The organism is Winogradskyella sp. (genome assembly GCF_013213975.1).
In the GTDB taxonomy this organism is placed as follows: Bacteria; Bacteroidota; Bacteroidia; order Flavobacteriales; family Flavobacteriaceae; genus Winogradskyella.
Window position 1 is genome coordinate 1 of the sequence record NZ_JABSST010000043.1, and the last position, 12629, is coordinate 12629.

Consider the following 12629-nt stretch of genomic DNA (forward strand, 5'->3'; position numbering starts at 1 on the left):
TTCTTTGTTATCAGGAACACATGCAAAAGAATTTGGCATTGGGTTAGCAACACGACGGTATACCACATTCATTTTATCTGCAGAAATTGTTGCAGAATTTGGTCTTGGTACTACAACATAATTTGCATCTATCTTAATTGGTAACTCTTTACCATTTTCAATAAATGTAAATTCACCTTCTATTTTATGCTCACCTACGTTACCTACATTGAAATCTAAGGTTGCAGCTCCAGATGAATCGATTGCTTGCGATAAATCAATCTCCTTTCCTTGAACAACTAATTTAGTAGGTGGTACATTGGCATATTTTCCAATTACAACTCTTCCTTGGAACTTCTCACCAGCAAAAAATGCTGATTTATCTGCTAATACAATTGCTTTATAATTATTTAACGTTGTAGCTTCAGTTACTACCTTACCCAAAAATAAATTAAGCATATTAGCTTGAGCAACTCTAACATCGTTTTGCATAGCTGTTAACTTCGTATACGATGCAATTGCTGGGAAGCCTTGGAAATGATAATCCAACCAATCAATCTTCTTACCGTCTTTGTTAGTAACCTTTTCAGTATTGAAAGTTTTCTTAAAATCCTCTGCTGTTCCTCTGTAAGATTCATCCTTTGATAAAACATCTAATATTGCAGTTTTTTATTCCTCGATCTTACTCATCACTTCTTGACCCTTCTTAGTAAGTCTATCACCAGTAAACCAAGCCTCATCCAGAATATCAGTCTTATCCATAGCTTCAAATGGTAATTTACCATTTTCATCTGGCTTATAATTTCCTTCTCTCAGTATATCTTGCTTTAACGTCTCAAGATATTTATAAAACTTATCCGATGCTACCTCTGTTTGTTGCGCTCTAGCTGATGGAACTGAAAACTCCTTAGGCTTTTCTTTTCCTTTTTCAACTAAATCACCAAGTAATAATTCATTTCTGTCAGCTGTCGAAGCATTAGAGTCAGCGAATTTCGCCTCCATCAGTCCAAAAGCGGATAGTACTTCCTTAGACATATTCATTGCCATCATAGCAATAAATACTAAGTACATTAGGTTAATCATTTTCTGCCTTGCAGATACTTTTCCTCCTGCCATTGTAATTAGTTTTTAAATGTTAATTAATTAAATTGATAATTCTAAAAACTAATTAGTTTTTGTTCATTGCAGAAAGCATTCCACCATATACACCATTTAAAGATGATAAGTTAGATGCTAAAGATTGCATTTGCTCTTTTAACTTAGTAGCATTTTCAACAGCTTCTTCATTGATAGCAGCTTGACGATTTGCACTTTCCATCTGTACTTTATAAAGGCTATTTAAAGACTCCATTTGTGCAGCAGCTAAAGACATCTCTTCACTATACTTCTTTTGTGCTTGCATAGAATCTACAGTTGGATTTAAGTTTTTAGCAGCACCTTCAAAGTTTTTAATGCTATCACCAAGGCTAGCCATAAGCTCACCATCGATTTTTGCATCTTTTAATAAATTATCTAATTTTTTAGATAATAATCCTTCAGCATCTTTTGGCTCTTCTTTCTTCTTTTTACCAGAGGACTGTCCTCCTGCTAATTCAGGATATACTAAAGACCAATCTAAATCAGCCTGTTGTTTTTCAAAAGCAGAGTATGTAAATACTAAGGCTTCAACAATCATACCTAGTGTAAGAATCTCTGAACCATAAGGCCAGTGTTGTATTTTAAATAATGCCCCTACGATTACGATTGCTGCCCCTAATCCGTAGACCATGTTTGTAATTGTCATTTTACCTTTCTGTGCCATAATTTTGTTTAGTTTTTAAGTTTAAGTTAAATGGATGATGTAACTTAAGTAGGTTAATTTTTAATTTGGTTTATTTTTTAAGTAATTAATTCGTTGCTGCGTTTTTAGTCACTTCAGTTCCCATATAGTCCTGAACGGTTCTAAATCCGATATAACTTCTTGCAGAATCTGCATACTCATAGTCTCTTGAACTTACTTGTAAAAAATAAGCAACATCTTTCCAAGATCCTCCTCTTACAACTTTGCGTTCATTCTCTGCATCGTTGACATTTGGATTTATAGTAGAAGAATATTCGTAAGATGATGGATCATATGAACCATGTACCCATTCAGACACATTACCAGCCATATTGTACAGGTTAAAATCATTTGGATCATACGCATCTGCCTCTACAGTATATAAGGCTTGGTCCGCAGCATAGTCACCGCGTAATGGTTTAAAGTTTGCCATAAAACAACCTCTGTCATTTTTAGTATATGGACCACCCCAAGGATAAGAAGCCCCTTGAAGACCTCCACGAGCAGCATATTCCCACTCTGCTTCAGATGGTAGTCTGTAAGAATTTACAGGTTGTTTACCTTTACTTTTTTGGTAACCATTATGTTTTAAGGTTCTCCACTGACAAAATGCTTGGGCCTGTTTCCAAGACACACCAACTACTGGATATCCGTCATAGGCTGAGTGCCAGAAATAGTCATTATGCATTGGCTCATTATAAGAATACGCAAAGTCTCTAATCCAAGCGGTTGTATCTGGATAAACCTCTACTTCTTCCTGTTCAACAACTTCTGAACGCTTTAAGCTTTTATTTTTAGCAGCTCTTGAAATGTCCATATAAGTATACTGAAATTTAAACTGTTTTACGTCCCAAGTGCGTTGCCCATTATATGACTCTTCTAATGGTAAATACATCCCATCCATAACTTCAGCATATAACTCATCTGGATAATCATCTGTATCAAAAATTAAATCAACGTCACGATTAATTTTTCTTTGCTCGTTACCGTAGGTATTAAGCATGTAGCTTTCATAAGCGTTCATATCGTCTGGATTAGAATCCAAATACGCAAATTCACCGATATCACCATTACCTGGGGTTTTGCCTTCTAAATCAGCCATTTCAGCTAATTTGAGTCTTAAAATGGAATCTCTTACCCAAAAGACAAATGATCTGTATTCACTATTGGTAATTTCAGTTTCATCCATGTAAAATGCTCGTACAGTTGCTGTTTTAGTGGGAGCATCCTGCACACCTGCAATGTCATCATCTGACTTACCCATAATAAAAGCTCCTCCTGGAACTAACGTCATTCCGTAAGGCTTCTCTGGATGCCATTTTTTACCTTTTACGCCAACTAGTTGTCCGCGGTCTCCAGAATTACAACTGGCAACCAAAACTAATACTGTGGTTAGTAAAATCAATCTCTTAATATTCATAGTAACTCGAGGTTAAATTAGTGGTCCTTAATTTCAAGGTCGTAAACATATTTATATATTTTCGAAAAAACAACTTTTTTTCAATTTTTTTTGCATTTCATCCTTAAAAAATGCATTTCATCGATGTTCAGGGTGCTAAATTATCGACAAAGTGTACGATTTAGAAGCTGTTCTTCCTGTAGGCTTTATACCACCTTTCTGGTAATTCACCCTGCATTGCTTGCAGATAATCGGCATGCATGCATGGTAATAACGTGTGCTTTTTTAATTTATTATTAACATTTGGCAAAAAAGGAATCTCTATCCACCAGCGTCCAGTTTTTAGGCTTTTATAAAAAATAAGTTCGTCTTCCTCTACCAAGACATTAAACTTTTGGAAGGCTCTTTCATTATTAAAATTATCATCTTTTACACGGCAATTAACACCTTCAATGAAATACCAAATCATTTGGGAAATAAGCATGGAACTGGCATTATCATTTTTTGAGTTGTGATACTCATAAATACCAAATGAAGATACTTTATTGCTAATTCCTGCATATCTTGAAATTGCACAGATTTCTTTACCTGAAAATCCATTGGGGGAATACTTCAAATTATCACTTACTTCTGCTGCTCTTACTGATTTTAAATCAACAGAAACGATATGTGCATCTCGAAGTAGTGGTTCTACCTTATTAATACCCCCTGATATTTCCCCTAACCGATATGCTTCAAAATAGAGTTTTTCTATGAGGTCTATTTCTTCTTGAGAATTAAAATATGTTTGATAGCCTATAGTTGTATAATTAAAAAGATTATACGGTTCTTCAACTATAATTTTTCCAACATAACTGTTATTTTTAATGGGGAGATTAGCATCGCCAAGATCAAAGTTGGTATCTATATTAACAATATTAACCATTGGCATTATCGAATCATATGCACGATAATTAGAATATGTCAAGTCTTGACTTCCACCTAATATAATTGGTATAATATTCTTTTCTACTAATACGGAAATTGCTGTCCTTATAGCAAAGTAGGTATCTTCTACAGACTCTCCGGGTTGGATATCACCCAGATCAGCGATTCTGGTATGCCAATTCCCTGAAAATAGAGCATAAAGGGTTTTACGAATGGCATCGAAACTGAGATCTGCACCAATGTAGTTGACATCATTCCTATTCTCTTGCACACCAATGATTGCAAGTTGTACGTCGTCTAAATCAGGAATACCATTTTGCTGAGAGTGAATTTTAATCTTTTTTCCTAGCGTTTGCTGCGCTAGTAGTTCTCTATGAGCTAAAACCGCGTCTGCAACAGGCGATAGAAAATTAAAATTCATAGTGTATTACTTCTTTTTTGTAGCTGCTTTTTTCTTTGCTGTTTTCTTTTTTGGAGCATTCTTTTCGAGTATCGCCTTCGCTTCTTCTAAGGTCATATCAGAAACATCAATAGTTTTTGCCAATTCTACTTTCTGTTTTCCTTTAATTACATTATGCCTTCCCCATCTTGCTTTCTCAACTCTTATACCTTCTTCTTCCCAAACATGAATAAGTTTATCTTTTTCTTTTTGAATTTTATCTTCGATCAAAGTTACGATGTCTTGTTCAGATAAATTGTCCCAATCGTATTTTTTATTGACATTTATAAACATATTGTTCCATTTAATAAATGGTCCAAAACGCCCCTTACCTTTAGTCACTTCTAATCCTTGGTAGTTGTATATAGGAGCATCAGCTTTCTCTTTCTCCTTAATGTACACTATAGCTTCTTCAAGCTCTACACTTAAAGGATCAACACCTTTTGGCAGTGATACAAACTTTTTACCAAAGCGTACATAAGGGCCGAAGCGACCATTATTAACCTCAACCTCATCATCTTTATAATGACCCAAAGCCTTTGGTAGTTTAAAAAGGTCCATAGCCTCTTCAAATGTAATTGAGCTTAATTGTTGGTCTGGAGATAAGCTAGCAAACTTTGGCTTTTCTTCATCGTCGACTGTACCAACCTGTACCATCGGACCAAACTTTCCGAGTCTTACGCTAACTTGTCTTCCTGATTTTGGATCAACACCTAAAATACGTTCACCAGATTCGCGTTCAGCATTTTCTTGAACATCTTCAACTTGCGGATGAAAGCCTTTGTAAAAATCTTTCATCATCGCCTTCCAGTCTTCTTTACCTTCAGCGATATCATCAAAGCTCTCTTCTACTTTTGCCGTGAAATTATAATCAAGAATATTTTCAAAATGATTGACTAAAAAATCAGTGACTATCATTCCTGTATCCGTGGGTACTAACTTACCTTTGTTTGACCCTGATTTTTCAGACAATGTCACATCCTTAATATTATTGTCCTGAAGGCTCAGTTGCTTATATTTTCTCACCTCCCCTTCATTAGTCCCTTTTTCAATATAATTTCTATTCTGAATTGTAGAAATTGTCGGTGCATAGGTAGATGGTCTACCGATACCCAGCTCTTCCAATTGCTTAACCAAGGATGCTTCAGTATATCTAGAAGGTGGCCTCGTGAATCTCTCAGTTGCTGTGATGTAATTATTTGTGAGATCCTCACCAATTTTTAAGTCTGGTAAAATACCATCTTGTTCCGCATGCTCATCATCAGTTCCTTCTAAGTACACTTTTAAGAATCCCTCGAAAGTTATGATCTCTCCATTAGCAATAAACTGTTCTTTTACATTGTTAATACTGTCAACTTCAATTTTAAGATTAGTTCGCTCTAATCTTGCCTCACTCATTTGAGAAGCAATAGCGCGTTTCCAAATAAGATCGTATAAACGCGCTTGATCGCGTTCTACATTTATCGAGTGATTAGAAAAATCTGTTGGCCTTATAGCTTCGTGTGCTTCTTGTGCGCCTTTGGATTTACCTTTATAATTTCTTGGATGGCTAAATTCCGAACCATATGCAGAAATTATTTCTGTTTCAGCACCCTTACGTGCTTCATCCGACAAATTCACACTATCAGTTCTCATATAAGTAATGAGACCGGCTTCGTACAAGCGTTGCGCGTTACTCATGGTCCTGCTTACTGAAAACCCGAGCTTCCTTGAAGCCTCCTGCTGCAAGGTCGACGTTGTAAATGGTGCCGCAGGAGATTTCTTTGCTGGTTTTTTCTGTAAATCTGAAACCAAATAAGCAGCTTCCTTATTATTATTCAAAAATGCAATTGCCTCATCTTCGGAATTAAAGTTCTTCGGCAGTTTTGCTTTGAAGGTTTTACCGTCATGGGTTGAGAATTCAGCATCTACTCTAAAGGATGCCGCTGCACTGAAATTTTGAATTTCTCGTTCTCGCTCAACAATTAATCGAACGGAAACAGATTGTACACGACCAGCGGAAAGTCCACCTTTTACTTTTCGCCAAAGTACTGGCGATAATTCATAGCCCACGATACGATCCAGGACACGTCTCGCCTGTTGTGCATCCACCAAATTATAGTCTATACTTCTTGGATTTTCAATAGCCTTATTAATAGCACTTTTTGTAATCTCATGAAATACAATACGCTTAGTCTTTTCTTTATCTAAACCTAGTGCCTCAGCCAAGTGCCACGCTATTGCTTCTCCCTCACGATCCTCATCACTTGCTAACCACACTATTTCAGCTTTCTTAGCTAATTCTTTGAGTTTTTTAACCACATCGCGTTTGTCTTTTGAAACACGATATTTAGGCTCAAAATCACCATCGACATCCACACCTAATTCTTTGGAAGGAAGATCAGAAATATGTCCAAAACTAGACTCAACTTTATAATCTTTTCCTAAAAATTTCTCTATGGTTTTTGCCTTTGCAGGTGACTCAACTATAACTAGATTCTTCGGCATTCTTTAATTTTTTGAGGTTACAAATGTATGTGAAATTTAATTTACATTCCTAATTTGGTCTTAAATACCGTACAGTTTAACCTCTAAAGAAAGAATCAAACAACTAAAAAAGCCTTGAAATAAACAGATCAGAAAAGCATGAGTTAATTTAAAACAATCTAGACGCCTCTTAAACAGACATAGCATGTATCCTAACCAAAATCTCATTTAATAAAGCAGAAACAACACCCATCAAACACCAATTTAACAACTGACAGTTTGTCAGAATCCCTAAAATAATACTATCTTTGCATGCTTATTGAAAACTACAGGCTATAGAAGTTTCGGAATATTCGAAAGACAGTATATGGAAAAAATTATTGACGAAAATAAACAAGGAGAGTCCTTAATGGTAGATCAAAAAGAAGGGAATCAAAAGAAATTATTCATTGAGAGCTATGGTTGTCAAATGAATTTTAGTGATAGTGAAATTGTTGCTTCTATTTTATCTAACCAAGGTTACAATACTACTCAAAATCTTGAGGATGCCGACCTTGTTTTAGTAAATACCTGCTCTATTAGAGACAAGGCTGAGCAAACCGTAAGAAAGCGCTTGAAGTATTATGATAGGATAAAGGACAAAAATCCTAAAATGAAGGTTGGTGTTCTTGGTTGTATGGCTGAGCGCCTTAAAACTAAGTTTCTTGAAGAAGAGAAAATAGTGGACCTCGTCGTAGGACCTGACGCGTATAAGGATTTACCTAACCTATTAAATGAAGTTGAAGAGGGAAGAGATGCTATAAATGTAATTCTATCTAAAGAAGAAACTTACGGAGATATTTCTCCGGTAAGACTTAATAGTAATGGTGTAAGTGCATTTGTTTCTATAACAAGAGGATGCGACAATATGTGCACCTTTTGTGTGGTGCCATTTACAAGAGGTCGTGAACGAAGCAGAGATCCACAAAGTATAATTGAAGAGGTAAACGATTTATGGACTAAAGGGTTTAAAGAAATTACTTTACTAGGCCAAAACGTGGATAGCTACTTGTGGTATGGAGGTGGCTTAAAAAAGGATTTTGAAAAAGCTTCAGACATACAAAAAGCAACGGCTGTAAACTTTGCAAAGTTATTGGATATGTGTGCCAAGGCTCAACCAAAAATGCGATTTCGCTTTTCAACATCTAACCCTCAAGATATGACTCTTGATGTTATTGAAACCATGGCAGCGCACAAAAATATATGCAATTACATTCATTTACCAGTGCAAAGTGGTAGTGATCGCATATTGAAGGAAATGAATCGCTTACACACGCGGCAAGAGTACTTTGAACTTATTGATAATATTCGTCGTATTATTCCAGAGGTGGCTATTAGTCAAGATATGATTGCAGGTTTCCCAACAGAGACTGAAGAAGATCATCAAGATACACTGAGTTTGATTGACTATGTGAAGTATGATTATGGATTTATGTTTGCTTATTCTGAACGCCCTGGGACCTTAGCCGGTCGTAAAATGGAAGATGATGTTCCTGCCGATGTTAAGCAACGACGTCTAAATGAAATTCAGGCTTTACAACGTCGTCATAGTTTACACAGAACGCAACAGCATGTTGGAAAGGTGGAAGAGATTCTTATCGAAAAGCCATCAAAAAAATCAGACGCACATTGGTCTGGACGAAATAGTCAAAACATGGTTGCTGTATTCCCTAAGGAACATTATAAACCTGGTGATTTTGTCAATGTTAAAATTTTAGATTGTACAAGTGCCACGCTTATTGGGGAAGCCGTTGGTTATTCTGAAAATAATTAAAAAATGGAATCAATTCAAGCCATAAAACAACGATTTGGAATTATTGGAAATGACCCAAAGCTTAATCGTGCTATAGAAAAAGCCATACAAGTAGCACCTACAGATATCTCGGTTTTAGTCACTGGTGAATCAGGTGTTGGTAAAGAGAGTATTCCAAAAATAATACATCAATTATCACACAGAAAACACGGTAAATACATTGCTGTTAACTGTGGCGCTATCCCAGAAGGAACAATTGATAGTGAACTTTTTGGACATGAAAAGGGAGCTTTTACAGGAGCAACATCAACGCGATCTGGATATTTTGAAGTAGCTGATGGTGGCACTATTTTCTTGGATGAAGTTGGCGAATTACCACTAACCACACAGGTTCGTTTATTGCGTGTATTGGAAAATGGAGAATTTATAAAGGTTGGCTCGAGTAAAGTCCAAAAAACCAATGTAAGAATCGTAGCTGCCACCAACGTTAACATGTTCGAAGCCATAAAGAAAGAGAAGTTTAGAGAGGATCTTTATTATCGTCTTAGCACAATAGAAATTAACCTCCCTGCATTGCGCGAACGCAAAGATGATATTCACTTATTATTTAGAAAGTTTGCGAGTGACTTTGCTTTAAAATATAAAATGCCGACGGTTAAACTTACGGACGATGCTGTGGCAATGCTCTTAAAATACCGTTGGAATGGAAATATTCGTCAGTTAAGAAATGTTGCTGAACAAGTGTCGGTTTTGGAACATAATAGAACAATTAATGCGGCAACTTTACAACATTATTTACCCAATACAGGCTCAAATCTTCCTGCGGTAGTAAACAACTCAAAATCCGAAAGTGATTTTAGCAGTGAACGCGAAATACTGTATAAGGTCTTATTTGATATGAAAAGTGATCTTAACGATCTCAAAAAGCTTACCATGGAACTTATGAAAAATGGTAGTGCGTCTGATGTGCAAAAAGAAAATGAACACCTCATCCAAAAAATTTATGGCGATAATGACGATGAGAATTTTGAAACGACAACAGTTGAAGATCTAGAAGTTTTATCAATTCCACAACATACTGAACCAAATGAAACTACAATAGATGTTGAGGATAAATATCATTTTGCAGAAGAAATCGAAGAAGAAGAAACCTTATCTTTACATGACAAAGAGCTTGAATTAATTAAGAAATCACTAGAACGCCACAACGGAAAACGTAAATTAGCTGCTGCAGAGTTAGGTATTAGCGAACGTACTTTGTACAGAAAAATAAAACAGTACGATTTATAATCTTTTTAAGGATAAAATATGATATCGTCCAAAACAAATCAATCTTTAAATAGTTGTATAGGAGTTGGTTACCTTAAATCTGTATTAGCCATAGAAATTAGAGAATGAAAGCGGTAGAAAAATTTATGATTGGCAGAGCATCTACGAAAAATAGCTCAAAAGCCATCAGAAAAGAAACAGAAGTCCTAGCTAACGCCAAGCATCATAAAGGGCATCGATTAATCGATCTAGATTTTGACCTCGCTCATAGCGCCTACTATATTTACACTTTCGTAACAACGAAGCGACCTAATACTTACTAGATGAAATTAAGACCACTCATATTAGTCATTGTACTTTTTCTGGGTTTCACTGCCTGTAAAGTCACCTATTCTTTTACTGGATTAACGGAAACGCCTGAGACTTTTCAAGTTAATTTTTTTCAAAACAATGCTAATTTAGTAGAGCCTGGACTGGATATTTTATTTACAAACACACTTCAGGATATTATTCAAAATCAAACAAGCGCTCAACTCGTCAATTCAGGAGGAGAAGTTATCTATGAAGGTGAAATAACGGAATATAGAATTGCCCCTATGACAGCGACTGCACAAAATACAGCCGCTCAAAATCGTTTAACAATAAGTGTAAATGTCCGTTATATTAACACTAAAGATGAAGAGAAAGATTTTGAGACTAGATTTTCTTTCTTCTTTGACTATGGCGCTAATGAACAATTGATAGGTGGTCTTAAAGACGAAGCTCATGAAGTGATTTTTGAACGATTAACTCAAGATATCATAAACGCATCTTTAGCAGATTGGTAGACTATGCAGATTCAAGAATTAACATACCTACTTCAAAACCCCGAAGCAGTTACAGCAGCACAATCTGAAGCACTGGCCAAAGCCATCGAGGACTTTCCTTATTTTCAACCATTAAGGGCATTACACCTTAAGGGTCTTAAACAAAAAGAAAGTTACAGGTACAACAACGCTTTAAAAATCGCAGCAGCACATACTGCTGACCGCAGTATTTTATTTGATTATATCACTTCAGAGGAATTTAATCAGAATGAGGTTTCTAAGTTTATAAAGCAAAATTCAGAGTATATAAAAGCCATAGAAGTTACTGAGGTTGACGACATTTCTGTAAATAAAAGTGTGACCATTGACGATGCTTTGAAAGAACATATTAACGCAACCGAAGGTGTTTTAGATCCAGATTTATTTAAAACTAAAGCACCTACTATTACTAAAGATTCCCCAAAAATAGAAGATTCTATCATTGCTGTGGATGTCGATAATATTGCACCAGAGCAACAACTTAACATTGGTAAGCCTTTAGAATTTGATAAAAATGAAAGCCATTCTTTTGCAGAATGGTTAAAGATTACAAGCTTCGAACCAATTGTACGAAAGGAAAGCATATTAGAATCAAACCAGCAATCCACTCAGCCTTTAGATGCTAAACTCTCAATTATTGATAAGTTTATTAGTGAAAATCCTAAAATAAAACCTATTGCAGATTTCACACCCAAACCAAAGCTCGTTAATAATGAAGAAAACCCCTCAGACAGTTTGATGACAGAAACTTTAGCACGCATATATTTGGAACAAAAAAACTACGATAAAGCCATTCAGTCTTATAAAATATTAAGTTTGAAATATCCAGAAAAAAGTAGTTTCTTTGCAGACCAAATAAAATTGGTGCAAGAATTAAAAGAAAATAATACAAAATAAAATGAGTGCATTTACTATATTTTTAATCCTTATCGTCATTGTGGCATTTTTATTAGTCGTAGTGATTATGGTTCAAAACCCAAAAGGAGGAGGACTTTCATCATCTTTTGGTGGTGGAGGCACACAACAATTAGGTGGTGTAAAAAAGACTGGTGACTTTTTAGATAAAAGTACATGGTTTTTAGCTACGGCTTTAATTGTTTTAATATTAGCTTCTAACTTAACGTTAGACTCTAGCTCAGGTGTAGAGTCTAAGGCTCTTGATACAAACGACACAACGGAAATGCCAACTTTACCAACAACAACTGATGACACCAATACTAATGATGGTGCGTCTGATGGTAATTAAGATAATAGAGTATACAAATAAAAGCCAGCTAAAATTAGCTGGCTTTTTTATTTAGGCAACTTAGTATATGAAACTTTGTCAGTCTGTTTGGCTTGGCATAATTTTCGAACAATGCTTAAGCGTTAAATTAATTTAAATAACCAAAAATATTATAACAAATGGCTTTAAACATTAAACCTTTAGCAGACAGAGTTCTTGTAGAACCGAAGGAAGCTGAAACTAAAACAGCTTCTGGCATCATCATTCCAGATAATGCCAAAGAAAAACCGCAAAAGGGAACTGTTGTTGCTGTTGGCAACGGAAAAAAAGACGAACCTTTAACCGTTAAGGTAGGCGACACTGTCCTTTACGGAAAATATGGTGGTACAGAACTTAAATTAGACGGCAAAGATTATTTAATGATGCGTGAAAGCGACATCTTGGCAATTGTTTAAAAACTATAGTTAAT

The 12629-nt window shown here is 35.6% G+C and carries 11 protein-coding genes and 2 pseudogenes; 7 read left to right on the forward strand and 6 right to left on the reverse strand.

The features are described 5' to 3' along the window. The 6 genes and pseudogenes from HRU49_RS14720 to topA all read right to left on the reverse strand — a co-directional run. Positions 1-438 (reverse strand): annotated as a pseudogene (locus HRU49_RS14720) (gliding motility protein GldM); the annotation flags it as partial. Continuing rightward, positions 433-1095: pseudogene (locus HRU49_RS14725) on the reverse strand (gliding motility protein GldM); the annotation flags it as partial. The pseudogenes HRU49_RS14725 and HRU49_RS14720, both read right to left, overlap by 6 nt. A 52-nt stretch (positions 1096-1147) precedes the next feature. After that, on the reverse strand, positions 1148-1780 hold the full coding sequence (gldL, locus tag HRU49_RS08175) for a gliding motility protein GldL (protein ID WP_296356007.1): 633 nt from the start codon (positions 1778-1780) through the stop codon (positions 1148-1150). Between the two features lie 85 nt (positions 1781-1865). Beyond that, the gene (gene gldK / locus HRU49_RS08180; protein WP_296356009.1) at positions 1866-3218 is read right to left on the reverse strand and encodes a gliding motility lipoprotein GldK; all 1353 of its coding nucleotides are present in this window, start codon (positions 3216-3218) and stop codon (positions 1866-1868) included. Between the two features lie 160 nt (positions 3219-3378). Then, positions 3379-4545 carry a formimidoylglutamase gene (locus HRU49_RS08185; protein WP_296356010.1) on the reverse strand — a complete coding sequence of 389 codons (1167 nt, stop codon included), beginning with the start codon at positions 4543-4545 and terminating at the stop codon, positions 3379-3381. A gap of 6 nt (positions 4546-4551) precedes the next feature. Beyond that, positions 4552-7050: a type I DNA topoisomerase gene (gene topA, locus HRU49_RS08190; RefSeq protein WP_296356013.1), complete on the reverse strand. Its 2499-nt coding sequence runs from the start codon at positions 7048-7050 to the stop codon at positions 4552-4554. Between the two features lie 346 nt (positions 7051-7396). On the opposite strand from topA, the gene miaB reads away from it, so the two are divergent. The 7 genes from miaB to HRU49_RS08225 all read left to right on the forward strand — a co-directional run bounded on the left by miaB (position 7397) and on the right by HRU49_RS08225 (position 12615). After that, complete coding sequence (gene miaB, locus HRU49_RS08195) at positions 7397-8842, forward strand: tRNA (N6-isopentenyl adenosine(37)-C2)-methylthiotransferase MiaB (protein ID WP_296356015.1); 1446 nt, start codon at positions 7397-7399, stop codon at positions 8840-8842. 3 nt (positions 8843-8845) lie between these two features. After that, positions 8846-10111, forward strand: a complete 1266-nt coding sequence (locus tag HRU49_RS08200; protein ID WP_296356017.1) for a sigma-54 dependent transcriptional regulator — start codon at positions 8846-8848, stop codon at positions 10109-10111. Positions 10112-10215: 104 nt separating this feature from the next. After that, positions 10216-10413 carry a hypothetical protein gene (locus tag HRU49_RS08205; protein ID WP_296356019.1) on the forward strand — a complete coding sequence of 66 codons (198 nt, stop codon included), beginning with the start codon at positions 10216-10218 and terminating at the stop codon, positions 10411-10413. Then, positions 10414-10917, forward strand: coding sequence for an LptE family protein (locus HRU49_RS08210; RefSeq protein WP_296356021.1), 504 nt, complete (start codon positions 10414-10416; stop codon positions 10915-10917). Positions 10918-10920: 3 nt separating this feature from the next. Then, the gene (locus tag HRU49_RS08215; protein WP_296356023.1) at positions 10921-11832 is read left to right on the forward strand and encodes a hypothetical protein; all 912 of its coding nucleotides are present in this window, start codon (positions 10921-10923) and stop codon (positions 11830-11832) included. A 1-nt stretch (position 11833) separates the two neighbouring features. Continuing rightward, on the forward strand, positions 11834-12181 hold the full coding sequence (gene secG, locus HRU49_RS08220; RefSeq protein WP_296356025.1) for a preprotein translocase subunit SecG: 348 nt from the start codon (positions 11834-11836) through the stop codon (positions 12179-12181). Positions 12182-12339: 158 nt separating this feature from the next. Continuing rightward, complete coding sequence (locus HRU49_RS08225) at positions 12340-12615, forward strand: co-chaperone GroES (RefSeq protein ID WP_296356028.1); 276 nt, start codon at positions 12340-12342, stop codon at positions 12613-12615. The last annotated feature ends 14 nt before the right edge of the window (positions 12616-12629 follow it).